Raw genomic sequence first — 21,980 nt, forward strand, 5'->3', positions numbered from 1 at the left:
GATGGAATTTTGCAGGGCTTCTAAAAAAACTTTTCCACAAAAACCAAGTTATACACAAGGTTTCTGTGGAAAAGAATAATTGATATTAAGGAGTAGATCTTTGATCCACTTGAGTTTACTTATCGATAGAGCCTAATACTCGCTTCATAAAGCTGTTTAAGGCTTCTTTTTGTGGCATGCCCTCCTGAACTAATTTGTTGACTTCCACCGCACCATACATGTTGGAGATCAATTCGCCAATCACGTCCAGTTCTTCATCTTTTAAAGAAGAAACTTCGGTTAATGCCTCTAATGTTTCAATGGTTTCTAAAACAAAATCAACATCATTGGCTGCAATAAATTCCGTGAGGTGCTTAATTACTGGTAACTTCATTTAATAAATCTGTTAATCCTTCAATTTTATTTGTTTGAACCTGGTTCACCAATTTGCCGTTTTTAAAAGCAGCAAAAGTTGGCAGGTTATTTACATTCGCTAATTTTCTTGATTCAGGGAATTTCTCCGCATCTACGATGATAAATGTAACTTGCTCGTTTTCACCGGATAATTTCTTGAACTTAGGCTTCATAATGCGGCAGTTACCACACCAAGAAGCAGCATATTGTACCATCACAGTTTCGTTGTTGTCGATGATGGATTGTAAGTTGTCTTCTGATAATTCTTGTAACATAGGAACCTTTTTTAATAGGGTGAGAAAAAAAAGAGGAGGTCTAACGCCTCCTCCTATTTTAAGCGTTTATTAGTTTTGAGATAGGTAAGAAGCAACGCCCTCACGAGTAGCGTTCATTGCGTCTTTTCCTTCTTCCCAGTTCGCAGGACAAACCTCGCCGTGGGTTTGAACGTGCGTATAAGCATCGATTAAACGGATATATTCTTTCACGTTACGGCCTAATGGCATATCATTTACCGATTCGTGGAATACTTTACCTGTTTCGTCGATTAAGTAAGTCGCGCGGTAAGAAACAGCTGATCCTTCTACTAATGTTCCGTATTCAGGATGCTCTACTTCTTTCATTTCTAGGATGCCCAATACACTAGAAAGGTTGCGGTTTGTGTCAGCAATTAAAGGGTACTCTACACCTTCAATACCACCGTTATCTTTTGCGGTGTTTAACCAAGCAAAGTGAACCTCTGCAGAGTCACATGATGCACCAACTAATAGGGTGTTTCTTTTCTCAAATTCAGCAGCTGCTTCTTGGAAAGCGTGAAGCTCCGTCGGACATACGAAAGTGAAGTCTTTTGGATACCAGAACAACAATACTTTTTTGTTTTCTTGTTGCGCTTTCTCAAATAAATTTAATGTAAAGTTGTCGCCTAAATAATCAATTGCATCAACTGTAATGCTCGGGAAATTTTTACCTGTAAAACTCATAATATTATTCTTTTCTTTTGTGCCACAAAGATACACTTTTTTAAGCCTCCTTTTTATTGATAATCTTTATCTAGTATTGGTTTTGTCTATATGAGACAAGGGTCATTTATAAGTATGAGCTATATCACTAATCGCTTGTTTATTGGTAATGAGTGCTTAAGCTTTTTCTTCATTTAGCCTATGAATTGTATGCTGGTTTTAAGCTATAATAAAGAAAATTGGAAATCGCGAAATATAGACAGGAAATAAGGAAGTGAAATTAATATTTGCACATTTTTATTAAAATGCTAGTTTTGCTTCGCGGCCCTGTAGTTCAACGGATAGAATAGATGTTTCCTAAACATTTGATAGCAGTTCGATTCTGCTCGGGGCTACTTAAGGAGACACCATATACAGGTTGTCTCCTTTTTTTATGCCCATAAAAATCTGTGGCCCAAACTGTTAATGTTGGGTCATTTATAGTTCGATATTATGGGTGAAATCTGTAGACTTTTGTTGAAGACTAACTTAAAAACACACTCTACTATTGCATTAAGACCTTTTTTTTAAAGTTCGATTTCTCATGTGGGATGGGGTTGCAAAGCTGAGTAATGAGTTTATTAGCCAGTTTGGAACGAAATGTGGTGGCTACTTTGGCAGAAATCTACACACTAAGAGCAGGTTATTCTTAGCTCTTTGCTATGTCTAAAATTTCGGGCGGCCCGTGACACGCAATAATTTTTAGAAAATGAATTAAACTCCTGTCAAATTCAATCCCACAGTATATTTTTAAATGAATTATACATAGTATTTTTCGCTACTTGTCCTCAGGATTCCCGTTAAGAACTCTATCTAGCTCCTCCCGATACCTTTTTACATCCTCTGGGTTAGCGTAGGTTGTACTTACAGCGCTTCCATTTTCCCAATCTGTTGTACCAAAAGCATACATGCTAGATAAGGCGTACGGCTTGTAAGTACCTTTTAATAGTGCTATGATGTCGAAGGCAAATTCCGAGAAGTAAGTTTCCGAGTGAGTTATTCTTGCTCTTAAATGGTATTTGCCGACTTTTTTGCATTTGGAGTGCGCCCAAAAGAGCAGGGAGTTGCGCCATGGTTCTTCTTCATCATACAGATACTCGAACAAAATCTTTCCACTGGAATATTTTTCGTGCGATTCTGGACGAAGGATGTAGCCGCCATAAAATCCTCTAAGGTCTGAACCATCTAAATAGGCATCGAGTGCTGCAAAATCTTTTTCATTGCTTTTGTGCAATTCAAAGAAAACAGTTGCACAAAAGAAAGTTTTGGGCAGATAAAATCTATAGTCATGGACTGAAGGTTTAGGGATCCCCATCAACGGTCTCAATTTCCTCAAATGCTCGACAACCTGTTTTACACTTTTTTTATTGAACACGGACTTTACCTCGATTACCCCATACACGTATTCGACAGGGATGGCCCGTGATCTACCCGAGTCAGAAGAGTCTGGATTGTCCTCCACCCAAAGAATGGGCGATTCCATCTGGTCATAGATGATTACATCATAATGCACCATGTGCTCGGAGTTAGGAATACCCTGTGAGACAATATAGCCAGAGGTGACGGCATATCGCTTTGGTAGGAAGTTGGTCAGCCAACTGCGAAACTCAGCCTCAGCAACATTACCGTGTTCGGTCTGTACCGCTCTTTTACGGCTCTTCTCACGCGCCCTATCGTATGCCGCTAACATTTCATCTCTTGCCATTAGGAACTGTTTCCAGCCCTGATTAGGTGCCTGTATCTTCATTGTAGGAATACCTTTCGCCATTAAATTTAACTGTACACACTAATTTACAAAATTAAAACACAAAATGCAGGAGTGATCAATTCAGCATTGTACCATCAGTGTTCAAGTCCAAACCCTCCAAGGCTTGCTTCAGCAGCGTTGCTAAGTATATCCATTTGTATCGATTATTACAGTTTTTATAGGGTCATATCACTTTACTTAAATCCATATTTCTTTTCCCTGTACTGAAAAGCTGCTTCACCGCCTTCCAAAATATCACAAACATGTTCTCTGATACCCATTTGTTTCAGAATGCCAACATTTGACGGTACTTTGAAAGTGTTTTCTAAAGCGCCCGAAATATATTCGAACTGAAATTTTTCATTTGATTTCCCTTTGTCTTGTCCATTCTGATTAGCAACAATCACCTGTTCAGCATCCGTAGAAACAACTAAATTTGCATTGTGTGTGACCAATAAGATTTGGCGCTGAATCTTTTTGCTCTTTACAAATTCATTTAGGTCATTAAAAATGGTTCTGTTATCCAAGTTATCTTCTGGTTGATCAATTAGAATTGGATGTTCGGCATTACTCAAATGTAGAATGATTTGCATAAGCACCAGCCCCCGTTTTCCTGGAGACATTTGGAGGATGTCATCACCATTATAAATAATATTGTACCTAAATTTAAAATTATCTTTGAGAAGTTGCAGTATTGCTTCTTTAGCCCCAAACCCTGATTTAAACTTTATGTTATGTTTTTCTGACGACCAAACTTTATCATAAATGACCTCGATATTTTTAACATGGGTAGCCTCATCATAAACGTAATCATTTGCAGTATTAAAGCACGATCCAAAAATTGCATTGAAATTCGACCTTCCATCTAATAAACTGCAGAATCCATTTTGAAAAGAAGATAAATCTAATTCTAAGGTAGTCTTTAAAATAAGTCCATTTCCAATTTCCGAAAGGGCGGGCTTAGAAATTTCTGTAAGAATTCTATTATAAGCATTTAATAACTTGCCAGTGCCTGCTAAAATTGTACCTTTTAGCAATTTGCCATAATCGGCAATCTTCTGCAATTGTTTTTGCTTTTCATCTATCTGCTTTATCTTCCCTTGGTCTTGCTCTAACTTTTCGTTTAGCGTATTTAACAAAACTTGATTGCTGATTTTCGCGTTGAAAGGGGTAAATTTGTTATTAAGGTCCATTAATGCTTGCGATTTTTTGCTAATCAAGCTATCGAAATTTTCTTTTGCCAAATTATATTTTTGAAGTAAGCTATCGAAGGCCGTATTCAATATTTGCTTATCAGCGTCTAGGTTTTCGTTGAGGTAGTTCTGTGCGTAACGATCACCATCACCATCTAAATCTGTCCAATAAGAAACATTTTCATCAAGAGTGCTAGCTGTATCAGCTTTAAGTGACTCCAATACGCCTATATAATCTGAAACTTTCTCCTTGTAGTTTTCAACCCTTTCTTTATTTTTTGTGACAATTTCTTTTTTCCTTACGAGTTTAGCAAATATTCTGTCCTCCTCGGGAGTAAACCCAGATTTGGATTTCAAATCGTTAATCTCTTTCTGTATTGATAAGATGTTCGCTTCGATAGCGGCTTTATCACCGATTTCTTTGAGTTCCTTTTGTGCAATCTGGTAATTATCTTTTATAATAAAAATTTCGTTTATACTATTTGATATTTCAAGATTAATTTCTTGGATTTCTTGAACAACTTCCTCCTTGAACTCTTTAAAATCAGCATTTTGGGTTAAAATGGTGTCCAAAAGCTCAGCTAGCTTTTTCTCTCCTTTTTGCTCCGCAAGATGGTTAATATACATTTGCGGAACGTAGGTTATCTGGCGGGTTCGGGAGTCGGGATCGTCACTAAGTTTGTTGGCATGACCATCCTTCCATACAACTTCGAAGTCAAAATCATTTATCTTACTTTGAAGATTATATTCTTTTTCACCAACGACACCAAGTTTCTCTAATACCTGAATGGGATCGATTGTTTTGGCGATGTGATACAACAACAAAGACTTTCCGGAGGATTTACCTCCAATAATTACGTTTAAATTGGGATTTAGTTCAACTGGCTCATTAGAAAAATAATCACCTTGATTGCCAAGAAATCTTATGCTGTCAATAACGTTGTAGTCAGTTTTAGCATCTGGCTTCTCATCCCTAATTAAGACACGGGTAAGTGGTTCATGAATTACCTGTTTCAAACCATTAAAGGTTGGGTCGGCCTTTATCCATGTAAAACATTTTCCCAACCTATCTTTTTGAGTAAGATTTGTGGAATTATAATGAGCATCACTACAGTCCAAAAGTAAATTGTTAACTGCTTGTTCAGTCAATTTAGCTTTAGCATTATGACATGCTTCCACCGTCTCAGATGAAATAAATACAAAATCTACCTTATTAATTACATCTTTTTTTTCAGCTATGCTTTGATCATTCCAAGATAAGCTTTCCCATTCCGTCTTCCCGATTGCCGTTAAACTATGACCTTTTAGATATGTACTCTCGCTTAGAAGTTTTAAAATATCTTCTTCATCTAAATTTAGGTTATTAAATCCTTCCTCTAGGTCGCTACCGTAATTTGGTAATTGCTCAGGAGTAACACTTTTCTTTATAGCCGCACCAAGGTCAACTAAGCTATCTCTTGTGATGAGGCCATTCCAGCTAATACCTGTATGCCCGGGGGAGAGATGATATTTAGAACTGAGGCCGTTCAAGAATTGACTTTCAATTATTTCAGGTTTTAGCTCATCAGAAAAAATTACATGGAAATTAATTCTTTTAAAATCCTTATGACCGGCGAACTTTTTCACTCTAAATTCAACAACAGGTAGTATCGTTTTGATATTTTTGAGTCGACCGGATGCCTTATACTCCAAGACCTTTTTGTATCCTTCAATAAATAAGTAGTCGTTTATACCTATCACTTGAAATTCTTCGGGTAAAGATTCTAAGTCAGAAATGAAAGTTTCCCACTTATCATCTATATCACTTCCATTGAAATGTTGTATTAAGGAATAGGGTGTATGTATGTGTAGATCCCACTTTCGCCATTCAGAACCTTTGGGGTAAGAAATATCATTACTCATAAAGCATTTAATTTCTACTAAATTAGGGTAAAATAATGACATTAGTAATTCTCAAAACTAGTCACGTTATGATTGTATCAGTATATTAATTATTCAAGTAAATTCTTTGCATCCGAGATCGCTTCATAATCTTCAACGAGGTTAGACTTTCCGCAACTGCACCCTACGGAAAAATGCTCAGCTATCGCTGGGCATTTTTAGTATTTAGTAGGGAGTATTGAGTATTTAGAACTATGGCAAGACTGCTCTGTCGGAATTAGAGGCTATAAAAAGGCAGGTTTATTCGTAGACAGTTATTCTGAGCAATAATTAAAATAAAGGATATTCACCCAGAAATAAAGAATCCCAAATAACTAAAAAATGATATCTTGAAATTCCGTGATATTAACGTAATATGGGATCTCAATATTAAGTGTAGAATACTATGAGGCTTTAAAAAGATTGAGTTTCAAATGTAGTTTTATAATGATTTAAATAATTTAATACTTTTTCGACGATATCCCGTTTAAATAACTGTGTTTTTCGATCATTCCAGTTCTGTATCGAGCGCATAATATCATTAATTGTTGCTTTAGGATTTTCATATAGAATAAAATCAACAGTAGCTAATATTTCAAGAGAAAGTTCCGAAGAAAAGCTAGAAATAAACTTTGCCATACTCTTTACAATGGCTGTCTCTTCACTTTTCATTTTATTATTAACATAAAAATTAACTTCATCCCACTTCTCATAATTTAATTGAAGGGGTTCAAAAGCCTTAAATTCCCCTTGTTCTAAACCTTTTAAGTAAGTTCCATTTAAATAGTATAATACTTTTTCAACACCAATAGCATAAGGTCCGTATTTATAAGGAATAAATTGCAAATTCAATTTTTGTCCTTTTCTTTGAAGGAAATAAGCCAATTTATTTGCCGCAAAAATAGTAGCATATTCGCCTAAACTTTCAAAAACAAATAAAACATATAAAAGAGAAGCTCTAGCAGGAGTTAGTTTCACTTCCTTCTTTTGTTCTTGTTTTTGTAATATTGATTTTATTTCTCTATTTGGCTCATATAGGTAAATATCAACTTCAAGATCTGCTAATTTTTCATAGATCATTTCTTTTACAATTGTCCAGTCCAACCCCCCATTACCACAACCCAGTGGAGGTATAGCAATACTGTCAATTTCCTTATTGATAATTAATTCCTTTAGAGACTCTAACCCTAATTCTATATATCCATAATTGGACTTCTGCCTCCAGTGGGTTTTGGTTGGAAAATTAATTATTAATTTTTTACCCGTTTGCAAACTACTATCCCACACTGATAAAAGAGTTCCAGGCTTTAAATGCCCATCTTTACAAAAGTTTTTATACTCTTTATGGTTTAAAGAAAAGGTTTCTTTAAACTGTAATGCAATACCTTTCCCCATTACTCCGACAGTATTAACCGTATTGACTAAGGCTGTTGCTTCACTTTCAAGTAAATTTCCTGTGCTAAGAGTAATCATTTTTAAAAATAATAGTTTTGTTGTACTTCAACTAAAAGCTGGACTTTATGTTGTGCAAGTATATTATCGACAGTCCTTTTAGCTTCATCATTATAAACGTATATAGAATCAATATATTCTAGTGGAACATGGTTTTGAACTAAAAATTCAGCTTGATATCTACGAGGTTTATCTGTGTCATCTCCTTTCTTGGAGAAATCACAATTTATTATTATCGCCCAATCTACTTGGTTTATATATGTTATATCATTAAAATGATCGGTAATAAAAGTGTTCGCTTGACCATTTGTAAAGAACCATTTTGGAAGCGTTATTAACTTTTTTATTTCGCATCTTAAAACCATTATTTCTGAAGGATGCCTCTTCGGAACTAAAGGGCTTTGGTATCCTGTTTGAATATTAAATAACATTATTGATTTTGGAGTAAAATAAAATGATACATATTCTCCAATAGTTTTATAATCGGGAAGCTTTACCTCAGTACTGGCTCTAAAATCAATTATGGATGGATTACCAATGTTAACATAATTTTCATTGTAGTTAACCTGATTTTTTGAAACTAACCCATCACGAAGAATAAGTGGTAAATTATTAATATGAACTATCCTATAACAATATTGCTTACTCTCATTTATATTCATTGTGAAATGTAAAAATAGAAACTTTAAGTAATATACTGAAATCTTCGATTATATATTAAGGAAATGAATATTGTGCTGGGGCACTGGAACAAGCGACCTTTGATTTCTTTTCCCCCCCCCTCAATTGTCTATTTGAAAAAACAATGGTATAATTTGCTAATCCCTTCCTCAACTTTCCGCTCCTTTTCTACTTTTGGAAAAACTAAACCAAATGAATAGATTTCTACTTGGGTTCTGCATGTTTTTCTTAGTTCACGCGGCTTTTGCCCAGCAGACCACCCTTTCCGGTAGCATTAAAGACTCCCTTAGTTCTTCCGCCATTGCCTACGCTAGTATTGGCCTTGTAGATGCCCAGCAGAAGGTGGTAGACGGCATGGTAACCAATAGCGCCGGTGCTTTTCAGTTTTTACATATCAAGCCAGGAAAATACACCCTCAGCATCAAGTTTATTGGCTACAAGCAAAAGCAGTTGGCGATAGACATTAGCCAGCAGAAGGCACTTAATTTAGGAACCATCCTGATTACGCCGGTCGATCAGCAATTGGAGCAGGTAACCGTTAGGGGTAGCCAAGCGGCGCAGCAGCATCGTATCGATCGGCAAACCTACCAGGCGAATCAATATAAAAATGCTGTGGGCGGTACGGCGCTCGATGTGGTTAAGAATTTACCATCGGCAGCGGTGGATGCAAATGGTAATATCAGTATGCGTGGAAGTACAGGCGTTATTGTTTTAATCAATGGCAAACCGTCTTTCCTCGATCCGGCAACCATCCTCAGCCAGATCGCTGCAAACGATGTATCCGAAGTAGAATATATTACTAGCCCGACGGCGCAATTTGACCCCGACGGAAAAGGAGGGATGATCAATATTAAAACGAAGAAAGCAGCGGCCGATGGCTTTGCCTGGGTATTAAACCTACAAGGAGGATTACCTAGTATTGACGATTACGACAACCGGGAAAGCCAAAAGCGCTTCGGTGGGGATATCGCCTTCCAATACAGAAAGGATAAGCTTGAGTTGAATGGATCCGCCAACTATTTGCGAAACGACAATGCGGGCTTCCGGGACGGCGATGTTAATACCATCATCGGCGATCGGCAGACCTTTTTTCCATCTCAGGGAGAGCGAAGTTTTGATAAATACAACTTCGGAATCCGATTAAACAGTGCTTATGGGCTTTCCGAGAAACATACCTTGAATTTAGGTGTCTTGGCTTCGCGTAGATTCCAAGATCGGGTGGCCGACATTCATTATACTAACCGAACGATTCAACCGTCAACAGGACAAGAGCTGTCTAGAACGAATTATTTCAATCCAAACCTGCAAAACAAACAAGGTGAGTTTTACCTGTTAGACTTTGGCTATCAATTCAAGATCAACAACCAGCATTCCTTACAATTGGGCGCCATATATGAATATGCAAACATCTACGGGTCTACAAAAAATGCCAATATTGAAAATGGCAGCGACACCGTGCAATGGACCCATAACACCTATACCAATCCTTTACGCGGTTTAAGACTTTCCCTGCAGCACAACTGGAAGCTAGGGGAGGCCGATTTAGTCAGTGGCTATCAATTGCGCAATGATAAACAGGAAGGCAATTTCGAATACTATGCTGCAGAAAATGGAACCGCAAACCTGCAGCTGATTCCTGAATTTACCGGAAAATTAAATGCAAGCAATACCGTGCATGCTCTATTCTCGCAATACGATCGTAAATTCAGTAAAACCCAGCTCTCCCTAGGTCTTCGTTATGAATACTATCAACGCGACCTGTTGTTATTGCATACCAACCAGGAATATCCTTATTCCATTCATCAGCTCTATCCAAGCTTCAATTTAATGCATGACTTAGGCTCAGGTTGGTCATGGAAGCTTGCCGGCGCCAGACGGGTGCAGCGCAACAATAACTTCGAGCTCAATCCCATTCCGGAGCGGGAACACTCGGAGACCTTGGAACAAGGTGATCCCGAATTATTGCCCGAGTTTACAACTAATGCCGAAACCGGATTGGTGAAAAAATTAAATGCCGGCAGCCTGTTTGTCAATGCCTATTACCAACATACCCAAAACCCAATACAGCGTGTAAACTCGGTCTATGCCGATACCATCTTGCGTCGCGTATTTACCAATGCCGATTATGCATCGCGTTACGGCATGGAAGTAGGTGGCGAAGGGAAAGTATGGCCCTGGTTAAAACTGAATGCCGGACTGAACTTATATAATTATAAAATTTGGGGGCAGGTGCTGAACGACTTGGAGTCGCGGACTAACCAGGATTGGGTCTATTCGCTTAATGCAGGTGTTCAAGCCGACTTACCGAAAAACTGGAGCACAGGGCTACAGGTGCATTACCTGTCTGAACGACCAACCGTGCAAGGCAAGGACTCTCGGTTCCTTACCCCACATTTTAATCTGAGCAAGGCTTTCCTACGCGGTGCCTTGACTGCGCAATTCCAATGGCAATTTATTGAGCTTGGCGATTGGGGCGTGAATGAACAACGCATTAGCACCTATTCTCATGATTTTTATACCACAACGAATTACATTTACGAGAAGAATGTGCTCTTGTTAAACCTCAACTTGAATCTGCATAAGCTAAATCAAGTCTTGAAATTACCGAAGAGTGAATTTGACGAAAAGGAATTTTAGGAACCTTGTTTTTTAAACGCGGTAGGGGTAAGGCCGGTATAGCGTTTAAAGTATTTCGAGAAGTTTGATTTATCGGAAAAACCGAGTTGAAAGGCCACTTCAGCAATGCTATTACTGGTGTAAAACAGCAAACGCTTAGCGTCCTTAATGATGTAACTGGCCAATATTTCAGAGGCCGTTAAATTACTGTGTTTCTTGCAGGCCGCACTTAAGTTTTGTGGGCTGGTATTTAGCCTGGTCGCATAATAGGCAACATGGTTTATGATCATGTGCTCCTCATTGAGTAAGGCACAAAAACGATGGTAAATATGATCTGATGTATTACTTACAGGTTTTGTTTCTTTGCTATGAAGGAGTGCTTTCGCCAAGATAACTTTGAACAAGCCCTCCTGGCAGGTTTGATCGTCTTCCTCGGCCAGCAGCCTAAAAAGCTGCGCAAAGGGTTCCGATTGGTGTAAATAAATGCTGTCGTGTCGGCAAACTTCATCCACTAATCGTTGGATTTCAAAATCTAAACTCTGAAGCACAAATTGATTTTTAACCAATAGCACAAAACCCAACACCGGATCCATCAATTCCCAGTGGTGCACATTGTCTTTCCGGATCACCAAGAGGCAAGGGGTTTTAATGATTGATTCCCGCCCGTCGATCACATGTTTCCCCGATGTAGACGATAGGAAAACCAATTCCAAATAGCCATTATGCTTATGCGGTTTGGTAATCCGCTTGGCCTGATCAAAGGCGGCAACCTTGATGAGCCGTTGCGGCTGCAATTTATCTTTTACCTCGATTGTTTTTTCCTTCATGATCAAGAACAAGTATAGGAATTAAGAAGAACTATTTATGTAAAGAAATTAGTGATTGTAGATTATTTGGAAACTAGGCTTATTACTCATAATACTAAATACTAACTACTAACTACTGTCACTATCCCTTTCACTCCCCTTTCACTCCCCTTTCACACCCGTATCAATCCCCTTTGCCAAGGGAAATAGAAGGGGAAAGCAAAGGGTTGTAAAATGGCTAGCATAAGGGCAGATTATTAGCATTTTGGCATCTTATAAATAAAAAAGCGGGCTGTTCATTAACAACCCGCTCCTAAAACCCTATTCGTTATTTTTTGAGGTCTTTCAATATTTCGGCCACTGCTCGTTCCAGTTGTGGATCACGATCGGCGATGCGATCGGCAATGCTGTTTTTCACATAAATATCTGGGCTTACTCCAGTTTGTTCCAGGTCTTGACCATCTAAGGTATAACAGCCCCATCCCGGTAGGCGGTAAAACGAATCGTCTACCAAGCCTTTGCCTGAGGTGAAAATAATCCAACGGTAGGTTTCTGTTCCGATAATTTTCCCCAGTTTTAAGGCTTTGAAGCCGGCGGCGGTCATTTCTGCATCGCTTAAGCTTTGTTCATTGACCAAAAGGACGATCGGTTTGGCAGCAGGTGCAAAGTTACTTTGTGGTGCCCGTTTGCCGCCACGGTATTGCCACTGTAGGTAAGGACGCTGGGAAAGGAACTGTAGCACCTCATCGTGCACATTTCCGCCGGTATTATAGCGTAAGTCTAATATAATGGCTTCCTTGTTGTTTTCCTGTTCGGCCATGTCGCGTAGAAACACCTGTAACTCGCCTTCACCCATGTTTTTCATGTGAGAATAGGCGATGCGGTTATTGCCCAATTGATCTACCTTTTTACGATTTCCCTTAATCCATTCATCGTACAACAAGTCTTTGAATGCGCTGGAGCTTTGTGGACGGATGTTCACTTGCTTTTCCTTGCCGTTGCGCAATACGGTCAGTTGTACTTCCGACGCTAAGGAAGGCCAGGTGAAATAATAATCCCTATCGTTGTTTTTATCGATGCGCTGTCCGTTGATCTCCAAGAGTTCATCGCCCACTTGTAAATCAACACCTTTACGGGAAGCGGCACCATTTTGAACGATACGGGCAATTTTATAAGGATTCTGATCTTCGTATACCAATCCTAGTTCATTTGTTGATGCTGTATATTTATTACGTTCTTCAGGTCCTGAACTGCTAAAGCCTAGGTGGGAAGCGTTTAATTCGCCGAGCATATCATTCAATAGAATACGCAGGTCTGCGCGGTTGTTGATGCCTGGCAGGTAGGCGGCATATTTCTTTTGCATGCCTTCCCAGTCGATACCGTGGAACTTTTCATCGTAGAAATTCTCCTCCACGTTGGCCCAGGTTTCGTAGAACATTTGTTTAAATTCTTTATCCAGGTCGCGGTTGAATTTGAAATTGATATCGACAGCGTCCAATTTATTCATGTCGATATTATACTTTTGGATCTGTCCGCCACTTAAGCCAAAGAACCTATCGTTTACTTTTATTAAGCTTCCCAAGTTTCCTGGCCCTACTTTTTCAGTTTTTAAGGGCGTAAAAGGCTCATATACGGTTCGGTAAGTTCCCCAGGTTCCTTCATGATTAGAGGTGAAGAACAAGTAGGTTTTTTCGCCTTTGTCGAACGCATTCGGATTGGCCTGCGTACCACCTAGCGGGTTAGCGCGGCTAATACGGTCACTTAAACCTTGGAAGTCTATATGCACCAATACTTTTTCTTCTTTTGGTTTTGGGGCTTCTTTTTTGGTTTTATCGTCTTTTTTCTTGCTGGTATCTTGTTTTTCCTTAGGCGTTTCTTTGAATAGCTCATCGAATTTCGAAATGCGATAAGGTTCTTCAATATTTTCTAATGCCATGCGGTATAAGCTGGCATCCGACATACCCCTTGGGTACGACGGTTTGATGCGGTTGGAGGCAAAGAAAATAAAACGTCCATCCGGTGAAAAAACGGGTGATGTTTCTGAAATACCGGTATTGGTTAGGTTATATGTTTTCTGCTCGGCGAGGTTATGCACAAAGATATCCTGTTCAAAATTGCGGATTGCGGTAAATAGCACGTATTTATCATCTGGAGAGAAGGAGGGTTTGGAATTTTGAAAAGCCCAGATTTCATCCTTCACCAGGGTATTGCTCTTCATGCTAGCCAAGTCCATTAAGCGAACTTCATCCCGTCCACTTAAGTAAACCGCCTTATTTTTCGCTTTGTTTATGGCTAAATCGCGGTTATTGCGTTTATCATTTGTTAATTGCTTAACCTCACCCTTTCCATCGGCAGATCTACTGAACCAATTTAAATAGCCATTATGGGTTTGGTTATAGAGGAGGGTTTTGTTGTCTTTCAACCAGTAAACTTCCATAATACGTTCGCCCTGACTCGGCATCTGGCGAATAAATTTACCATCGATATCACTTACGAAGAGTTCACCACGTGAAACAAACGCCATTTTCTTCGCATCTGGCGATACATCGAAGTTGCTGATTTTACCCTTCACATCAAACTCATTCATCTTGCCCAACACCTGATTGCGGGCGAGGCTGATTTTCGGCTGGCGCACTTGCTTGCTGGCTACATCGTATAGGAAGAGTTGATAGCCTTTTTCAAAAACAATCTGCTTTCCGTTGGCAGAAACCTGTGGGCGTTTGATGGATTCTTTGAAATGGGTTAGGGCTTTCTTCTGGCCGTTCTGCATGTGAAACAAGTTGTATTCGTTGCTGCCCTCATCGGACGCAAAAAATACCTGGCCCTGCTGATCTACCGTAGGCCACATGTCTTTCCCTTCGTAGTCGGTATATTGTTTAAAGGCTTTTGTTTTCGGTTGGTAACCTATAATATCTGGGTTAAAGGCACCTTTATAGCGTTTTCTATTGGCGGCATTTGCACTTTCCCAACTGTCGGTAAACAGGAGTTCGCCCTGCGGAGTTTCCACGATATGGTGAATGTAGTTGAAGAAATGTGGCAAAATGGCCTGTGCCGTTCCGCCTTCACGGCTCACCTTATAGCTGCCCATGCGGCTGTAGCGGGAAGAGGTAAAATAAATCTGTTTGCTGTCCCAACTCCAACTGTCCACTTCATCGGCTCCATCGTGGTAGGTCAATTGCCGAATAGCGCCGCCTTCAAAAGGCATGATGTAGACGTCCGCATTTCCCGATTGTGTGGAAGAAAAGGCAAGCCATTTCCCGTCGGGTGATATTCTCGGATTCTGTTCCATGCCATCCATCGCGGTCAGGCGTAGGGCGGTACCTCCACTGCTAGGTACTTTCCATAAATCGCCTTCAAAGCTAAAGACAAGCTGGCTGCCGTCTGGACTCAATGTGGGGTTCGACAAGAACGTGGGCTGTTCTTGTGCGTGTAGCTGCAGTGCGCCTATAAGCAACAGGGCAGCTGTAGAAAAATATCTATTCATAATCTGGATAATAACGTTTGTGACGTTTTCACAAATGTAATTGGAATTGCTGGAAATTCCGAATAGCCCGCGTCAATAGCACAGCATTGTTGCAGGTAAAATTAGAAATCGCCAAAAATTAGAAATTATTAAATATATTCGTCCCTTATAAAGCCTGAATGTGAGTAGTTTAGGTTGCAAACAGTCTAAGTGTATTTTTTACACTAACTATACCGAAAGGAGAAAAAAATATACTACCTTTGGGCAAAATTTTAATAAAATGACAAGCTTATCACCTAGCAGTCAACTGATCAGTCCTACAGCAAAAAATAGAATCCGTCTTGCTGTTGCCCTTTATTACTTTGGGCAGGGCTTGGGCTTTGCCACTTGGGCATCGCGTATTCCAACCATCAAGTCGGCATTGGTACTATCAGAAGCACAACTAGGAACGATTTTACTGATGTTGCCCATCGGGCAATTATTGACGATGCCTTTATCGGCCACCTTGGTCAACCGCTTTGGCAGTCGCAAGGTTTTGCCCTTTGCGGCCATGGCCTATAGTTTAATCTTATTGCTGATTGCCTTATCGTCGAATGCCTGGTATTTGGGGGCTTCCCTCTTTTTATATGGGGTTGCCGGGAACCTGTGTAATATTTCCGTAAACACCCAAGGGGTTTTGGCAGAAGATATGTATGGAAAACCCATTATGTCTTCCTTCCATGGTGCTTGGAGTTTAGCGGGCTTTACGGGTGCCTTAATTGGACTATTAACGATTAATATGGGCATCAATACCTTCAGTCATTTCAGCTTGATAGTGTTGTTGCTGCTTGTCAATATTCTTATTAACCGGCCTTTTTTGCTGCATGAGGAGAATAAAACGGAAAGCGGCGAGAAAAAGACAAAATATAAGCCCGATGCTTTGATTATTCAATTGGGAATAATTGGCTTTTTCAGTATGGCAACGGAAGGGGCCATGTTCGACTGGTCGGGGGTTTATTTCCACGACGTGGTGCAGGCGCCAGAGAAATGGGTAACCTTGGGTTATGCGTCGTTTATGATTATGATGGCTACCGGACGTTTTATTGGCGATGCCGTTATCAGTCGGTTCGGCAGGCAGCGCACCTTGCAAATTTCGGGATTGCTGATGTTCTTCGGTATGCTGTCCTCTGTTATTTTTCCAAATCTAATCATCTGTACCTTGGCCTTTATGCTCGTAGGCTTAGGTGTAGCATGTAATGTCCCGACCGTTTACTCGGTGACGGGAAAACATAAAACCATCCCCGCTGGTGTAGCCTTGGCGATGGTTTCCAGTATTTCTTTTTTGGGCTTTTTGATGGGGCCTCCGCTTATCGGTTATGTGGCCGAATTGTTTAGTCTTCGCTATTCTTTTGCGCTGTTCTCCATCTTCGGCTTACTGATGTTTATCATGACTAGCCGCTTAAAAGTATTTAAAAGTTAAAATTAAGGCTTTACCCTCAGGAGCTTTGCCAGCTCATTATTTGAGATTTTTACTATTGTGCCATGCCGAATGCCGTTCGGCATGGTTAGTTTTTGGGAATTATCTGTCCAGGTTTTTAGGTCGCTAGATTCGATGAGGCCAAACTTTTTATCGGTGTATTTATCGAAATAGACGCGCCATAAGCCCTGATCATAGCTTACTGTAGGGCCTTCAGCCCAATAATCGCCGGTTATAGGTTTGGACGCTTCGCTATAGGGGCCCTCCAGCTCATCGGCAAAGGCTAACTTCAAATTCTTTTCAGCAGGCTCGCGGGTTTCATCTTTGATGACCATCATCCAGCGTCCCTGATAGGGTAGGATCGTGGCGTCTATGCAATTGAAGCCTGGATCATACAATAATTGGGTTTCGGTATATTCTTTAAAATTCTTGGTCGTGGTGTAATACATGCGGTGGTTGTAGGCATTGTCGGCCGCAATCTGCGTTTCAGGGAAGGCACCGGTAATGGTGCTGGCCCAATAGATCATGTAAACATTATGCTGCGGGTCGTAGGTGACTTCGGGTGCCCAGGTGTTCCTAGTTTGTTCTTCCTGCTCCATCACCGGAATATACTGCTGCTTTGACCAATGAATAAGATCGGCAGAATGGGCATAGCCTATTCCTTTTTGCGTCCAGCTAACCGTCCAAACCATATGAAACAGGCCATCACCCCCGCGGATAATACAAGGGTCGCGCATGAGTTTATCAGGGCTTAATTCGGGTTTTAGAAAGGATTGATCGTTCTTCAGTGCTTCCCATGATAGGCCGTCTCGGCTATAGGCTAAATGCAATCCGTCTTCTCCATTGCCCTTGAAATAAGAAAATAGAAAAACGGAATCTGGGCTTTGGGCGAAAGAAGATTGGCAGAAAGGAAGAATAAAGAGTAGGAGGAAGTAAATGGCTTTCATGGGTTTAGGTTTTGTTGTTGGGTAAATATAAGGATTCGTGCTTCGATAACTTACAGCTTAAAGAATATTTTGCGCTTGTATAGCCAATAGCAAAGCCCCCATTCCAGTAGCAAGGTGGCTATGGCCGTCACGAGTGCTGCCGGGCCTATAGGAACGTTAAGGTAGGTATGGAGCATATCTCCGGTGAATATTCCTACTTTTTTATTGAGCCATTGCGCGCCTACCGTTTCAAAAAAAAGGTAGATAAAAATGGCATTCATGCCAACAACGGTAAATATCCAGGCATACCTTTGGTATTTGAGCACATCTACCAACGCATATACGGCCGCAAGAATCAACAATACCCAACCCATGGAGGCCAGCACAAAAGAACTACTGCTGATGCGTTTAATAATGGGCGTAATGCCAAGGATATCCAATCCAAAGCCTAGGATTAAGGCTATGATACCATAGGTAATCAAGGTTTTGATTTTATACGCAGCAGGTTTGTCGGCCAGCAATAACTTGCCAGCTAAAACGCCCCAGATGGTATGTGCCGCCGTGGGAATAAAATTGATAAATACCCAACCGCCACCGTTAATTTTCCCCATCACTAAGCTGTCGATATAAGCTCCGAAATTAGCACTCTTAACAAAAGCTTGATCAAATCCCGGGACATGTATACCCCGATATAAACCCTCCGTTAACAGCAATAAGGCGATTGTAAATAGCATCTGCCACTTACTAGACCAGTTGATAATTAGGTAGGCCATAAGGCTGGTGAAGGCTAATTGGGTCAGTACATTCCAGAGTTCCCATACCAGTTTGTCGGCATAGACACAATGTAGGGCAACCCCACAGATAAATAGCTTTAAACAACGGGAAAGGATATGGGGAAGGTTCGATCTCCAGGTTTCGCCTTTGGCAAGCTTCCGCGAATAGGAAATATAGAGTGCTGTTCCTGCCATAAACATAAAGGCAGGTTGTACCAAATCCCAAAAATGAAGCCCATTCCAGGAGTGATGGAAGAATTGATTGATGATTCCCTCCATCGGTTGTTCCGGATCTATATGCTTTATGGCACTGTAGAGCCTGCAACTTTCGCCACATAAGAGGATCATGATAATGCCGCGCATAACATCAAGGGATACGAAACGACCTGATCCTTGCGCTGGAGCTGCTGCTGTTTGATTCATGAATTTAGGTTTACAGTTCCTACAAACCTACATTAATATCCTGATATTTAAAACAGGACAAAGGCTTAATAATCATGAATATAACTTTGTTTTTTATTGTTTAATAGCTTTTTTTAAGGGCTCAGGTTTTCTTGGAATAGATAGGTCATTTCCTAATGCGGCATTCAGCTTCTCGATAAAATAAGCGGCCAATAAGGGCGTGTCGACTTCCATTTGCTGGTGCACAAAGAAGTAAAGCTGTTGCAACCCTTCTTCTTGCCATTGTTTTAGCCGTTGCACCCACTCATCAAGCCGATGATAATCTACGGGATGATTGGATCCTACAAATCGGATAAAAGCAGTGGGGGTAGTTAAGCGCATATGCATCATGTCGCGACGACCCGGCGTATCAACGATAATATTGCTGATCTGCAGTTCTTCGAGTAGCTGATAATAGCGTGTCGCAATTTCGGGTTCGAACCATTCTTTATTACGCACTTCTACCGCAAAAGGAAAGCCTTTCGGTACAAGACTTAAGAAATCGGCAAGGCGATTAAAGTCTTTGGGTTTGTAATTATCGATGAGCTGTAGAAAGCACATGCCCAGCTTCTCCTCGAATAGGGCTACGGCATCAATAAATTCTTCCAACTTCTGAGCTGAGTTGAGCAGGCGGGAATAATGGCTGATGGACATCGGTATTTTCGGGAAAAACTTAAATCCTGCCGGGGTTTTGTCTTTCCATTGTTCTACCTGGCTTTTGCTTGGGGTTTTGTAGAAGGTGGCATTCAACTCGATGGAATTGAACTGCGTGGCGTAATAGCTAAGCTCGTCTTTTGTGCCGCGAGGGAAGAAGCCTTTTAAGTCTAATCGATTCCATTTGGCACCACCGACATAGATCTCCATGGGCTTCTTTTGCATGTGTTTGTTTAAAAGGGCAATCGTGGCAGCTGGGGTTGGAGGAAAACTAAAATCTATGCTTGCAGGATCTGGGACTTGGCCGAACTTCATGGAAATTGATTTTTGGAGTTGGAACTTCTAAGTATTTGTGATTGTTGATAGCGCTAGCTCCAAAGATATAATATTCATGTTGGATTTAGGGGTTGGGTCCATCCTAAAATTGGACTACTACTTGGCGCTACAAAATATAACAATAACAGCTTATTAAATATTTTTTAATATTAGGAGCCGTTCTTTGCCTTTATTATTACGTATATTTAACTAATCGCCTATTTACCTGCATCATGCATTCGACCTATAACCGACAATCTGAAGAAGAATTGATATTTTTTTTGAAAGAAGGTAATCAGGAAGCCTTTGTTTCGATTTACAATATGTATTGGGACCGACTATATTTAGCCGCCTATAACTTATTGGAAAACCTGGAAGAGGCTGAAGAGTGCGTTCAAAATGTGTTCATTAGTATTTGGCAGCGTAGAGAGAAATTAGAATTAACACATAGTTTGTATACCTATCTAGCAGTGGCCATAAAATACCAATGTTTAACGGTGATGGCCCAGAATAAAAGAAGGCGAGAGAATTTGGAATCAAGTTTTGCTGAAATAAATTACACGGAATCATTTACACCAGATCAGGCCTTGATTTCCAAGGAAATCTTACAAAAGCTTTCATGTAGTATAAATATGCTACCCCCACAATGTCAACAGGTATATCGAATGCAAGCGGAAGAAGGCTTAAGCATTCGTGCCATTGCCGAGCAACTTCAGATCTCTAATAACACGGTTAAAATGCACCTTAAAAATGCAAATAAAAGGTTGAGAAATGACCTTTTAACCCTTTTGCCACTGCTTATTTCCTATTTTGTAGAAAAATATTAATTTTTTTCCTTTTCGATACACCCTAACCTAGGTTCAAAATAGACTATTAATAAAAGACCGCTATTAATGGCTATTAACCGGAATGAACTTGAGCGCCTTGCTGCGAAATTATTAGACGGAACTATTACTTCTGAAGAACAGGAGCAACTAAATCATTGGATAAACACCCAATTACCTAAAGATAATTCGAACGCCCCACTCTTTAAGCAGATAGACTTAGCGCGCAAGAAAAGGGATATGTTGAAAAACATCTTAATGAAGATTGAGGAAGATGATCAACCAGTTAAAACTAAAAGAGGGCAATTATATAGATTTTTGAAATATAGCGCTGCGGTTGCTGTCATTCTATTTATTGGCTTCATCTCCCAACAAAACCTTTTTATGCCGAAACAGGCTGAACGGATCGCTATCCACAATATTATTGAATTAGAGGCAGACACTGTCTTTTCAGGTGGAAATTCTCCGACCTTAACTCTTGGGGATGGCCAGGTTATTCAATTGAGTGGAAAGCAAGCGGGAATTATTCAGAAGAATGGTCATTTAACCTATACGAATGGTGAATCAGCAGTAAATTTGCAAGCTGGATTAGACGCCAATGTAAATGCCATGCTTACCTTAAGTACTGGAGCAGGAGGAACCTACCAATTGATACTGCCCGATGGAAGTAAGGTATGGTTAAATGCAAAAAGCACGATTCGCTTTCCCAGTAAATTTTCTGCACATGAACGAAAGGTATATATAACTGGAGAGGCATTCTTTGAAGTGGTCAAGAATACAAATCAACCTTTTCGTGTAAATTCTAAGGATTACCAAGTGGAAGTATTAGGCACCTCCTTTAATATGTCTTCGTATAACAACGATAAGGAAGACCACACAACCTTGCTGGAGGGGCTGGTTCGAATTAAGAGCGAGCCGCAACAAGCTAAAACAGCGGTGCTTTTACGTCCGGGTGAACAGGCTAGTATTTCAGCAGAACGCGTCGCAAAAAGAGCGGTGGATGTTAGCCCATTTGTTGCGTGGAAGGAAGGCTTATTCTATTTTGATGGGGCATCGCCACAAACAGCCATGAAACAACTGGCGCGCTGGTATGATTTAGATGTTTCCTTTTCGGGGAATTTATCCAATATTTCTTTTTTTGGGATGATCGATCGTAAAAAATCTCTAGGGTCAATAATAAGAATCCTCGAAAAAAGCGGTGTTAAGTTTCGTTTACAACAAATAGACGGAAGAAAGGTATTAAAAGTAATTAGTGATTAAATAAATGCCAATGAAAGGAGGTATGCATGTTTTAATTTTTCTCACTAATCCCAATAAAAACGGAT

The 21,980-nt window shown here is 40.2% G+C and carries 16 protein-coding genes and 1 tRNA gene; 5 read left to right on the forward strand and 12 right to left on the reverse strand.

Going from position 1 to position 21,980, the window contains the following annotated elements; genetic code table 11:
* Positions 1 to 115: 115 nt before the first annotated feature.
* From GQF63_RS14420 to GQF63_RS14430, 3 genes are all read right to left on the reverse strand, one after another.
* Entirely contained in the window at positions 116 to 373 is a 258-nt protein-coding gene (locus GQF63_RS14420) for a DUF6952 family protein (protein ID WP_160369948.1), read from the reverse strand.
* A complete protein-coding gene (locus tag GQF63_RS14425) occupies positions 354 to 668 on the reverse strand; it encodes a thioredoxin family protein (protein WP_160369949.1) in 315 nt (104 codons plus the stop codon). Before GQF63_RS14425 ends, GQF63_RS14420 begins: the two co-directional genes overlap by 20 nt.
* A gap of 69 nt (positions 669 to 737) precedes the next feature.
* On the reverse strand, positions 738 to 1,370 hold the full coding sequence (locus GQF63_RS14430) for a peroxiredoxin (RefSeq protein ID WP_160369950.1): 633 nt from the start codon (positions 1,368 to 1,370) through the stop codon (positions 738 to 740).
* Between the two features lie 302 nt (positions 1,371 to 1,672).
* Here GQF63_RS14430 and GQF63_RS14435 point away from each other — a divergent pair.
* Positions 1,673 to 1,744: transfer RNA gene (locus GQF63_RS14435), tRNA-Arg, on the forward strand.
* A 422-nt stretch (positions 1,745 to 2,166) separates the two neighbouring features.
* On the opposite strand, the gene GQF63_RS14440 is transcribed toward GQF63_RS14435, so the two are convergent.
* From GQF63_RS14440 to darT, 4 genes are all read right to left on the reverse strand, one after another.
* On the reverse strand, positions 2,167 to 3,156 hold the full coding sequence (locus tag GQF63_RS14440; protein ID WP_160369951.1) for a DUF6602 domain-containing protein: 990 nt from the start codon (positions 3,154 to 3,156) through the stop codon (positions 2,167 to 2,169).
* A 173-nt stretch (positions 3,157 to 3,329) separates the two neighbouring features.
* Positions 3,330 to 6,230, reverse strand: coding sequence for a TrlF family AAA-like ATPase (locus tag GQF63_RS14445; protein WP_160369952.1), 2,901 nt, complete (start codon positions 6,228 to 6,230; stop codon positions 3,330 to 3,332).
* Between the two features lie 432 nt (positions 6,231 to 6,662).
* On the reverse strand, positions 6,663 to 7,721 hold the full coding sequence (gene darG / locus GQF63_RS14450) for a type II toxin-antitoxin system antitoxin DNA ADP-ribosyl glycohydrolase DarG (protein WP_160369953.1): 1,059 nt from the start codon (positions 7,719 to 7,721) through the stop codon (positions 6,663 to 6,665).
* Positions 7,722 to 7,723: 2 nt separating this feature from the next.
* A complete protein-coding gene (darT, locus tag GQF63_RS14455; protein ID WP_160369954.1) occupies positions 7,724 to 8,362 on the reverse strand; it encodes a type II toxin-antitoxin system toxin DNA ADP-ribosyl transferase DarT in 639 nt (212 codons plus the stop codon).
* Positions 8,363 to 8,573: 211 nt separating this feature from the next.
* Between darT and GQF63_RS14460 the strand changes: the two genes are divergently transcribed.
* A complete protein-coding gene (locus GQF63_RS14460; protein WP_160369955.1) occupies positions 8,574 to 11,018 on the forward strand; it encodes a TonB-dependent receptor in 2,445 nt (814 codons plus the stop codon).
* Here GQF63_RS14460 and GQF63_RS14465 read toward each other — a convergent pair.
* Together GQF63_RS14465 and GQF63_RS14470 are read right to left on the reverse strand one after the other, a co-directional pair.
* Positions 11,015 to 11,824 (reverse strand): helix-turn-helix domain-containing protein, encoded by an 810-nt coding sequence (locus tag GQF63_RS14465; RefSeq protein ID WP_160369956.1) that lies wholly within the window; start codon positions 11,822 to 11,824, stop codon positions 11,015 to 11,017. The genes GQF63_RS14460 and GQF63_RS14465 overlap by 4 nt on opposite strands.
* Positions 11,825 to 12,131: 307 nt before the next feature.
* On the reverse strand, positions 12,132 to 15,287 hold the full coding sequence (locus GQF63_RS14470) for a S41 family peptidase (protein WP_160369957.1): 3,156 nt from the start codon (positions 15,285 to 15,287) through the stop codon (positions 12,132 to 12,134).
* Positions 15,288 to 15,546: 259 nt separating this feature from the next.
* Here GQF63_RS14470 and GQF63_RS14475 point away from each other — a divergent pair, with 259 nt between their 5' ends.
* On the forward strand, positions 15,547 to 16,725 hold the full coding sequence (locus tag GQF63_RS14475) for an MFS transporter (protein WP_160369958.1): 1,179 nt from the start codon (positions 15,547 to 15,549) through the stop codon (positions 16,723 to 16,725).
* A 2-nt stretch (positions 16,726 to 16,727) separates the two neighbouring features.
* On the opposite strand, the gene GQF63_RS14480 is transcribed toward GQF63_RS14475, so the two are convergent.
* The 3 genes from GQF63_RS14480 to GQF63_RS14490 form a co-directional block, all read right to left on the reverse strand.
* Positions 16,728 to 17,669, reverse strand: coding sequence for a glycoside hydrolase family 43 protein (locus tag GQF63_RS14480; protein WP_160369959.1), 942 nt, complete (start codon positions 17,667 to 17,669; stop codon positions 16,728 to 16,730).
* Positions 17,670 to 17,719: 50 nt separating this feature from the next.
* Entirely contained in the window at positions 17,720 to 18,844 is a 1,125-nt protein-coding gene (locus GQF63_RS14485; RefSeq protein WP_160369960.1) for an acyltransferase family protein, read from the reverse strand.
* 93 nt (positions 18,845 to 18,937) lie between these two features.
* On the reverse strand, positions 18,938 to 19,741 hold the full coding sequence (locus tag GQF63_RS14490; RefSeq protein WP_246163550.1) for a DUF72 domain-containing protein: 804 nt from the start codon (positions 19,739 to 19,741) through the stop codon (positions 18,938 to 18,940).
* Between the two features lie 323 nt (positions 19,742 to 20,064).
* Between GQF63_RS14490 and GQF63_RS14495 the strand changes: the two genes are divergently transcribed.
* Together GQF63_RS14495 and GQF63_RS14500 are read left to right on the forward strand one after the other, a co-directional pair.
* A complete protein-coding gene (locus tag GQF63_RS14495) occupies positions 20,065 to 20,658 on the forward strand; it encodes an RNA polymerase sigma factor (RefSeq protein ID WP_160369962.1) in 594 nt (197 codons plus the stop codon).
* Positions 20,659 to 20,724: 66 nt separating this feature from the next.
* Entirely contained in the window at positions 20,725 to 21,915 is a 1,191-nt protein-coding gene (locus GQF63_RS14500) for a FecR family protein (protein ID WP_160369963.1), read from the forward strand.
* Positions 21,916 to 21,980 lie beyond the last annotated feature (65 nt).

Source organism: Sphingobacterium humi (genome assembly GCF_009768885.1).
Taxonomy (GTDB): Bacteria; Bacteroidota; Bacteroidia; order Sphingobacteriales; family Sphingobacteriaceae; genus Sphingobacterium; species Sphingobacterium humi.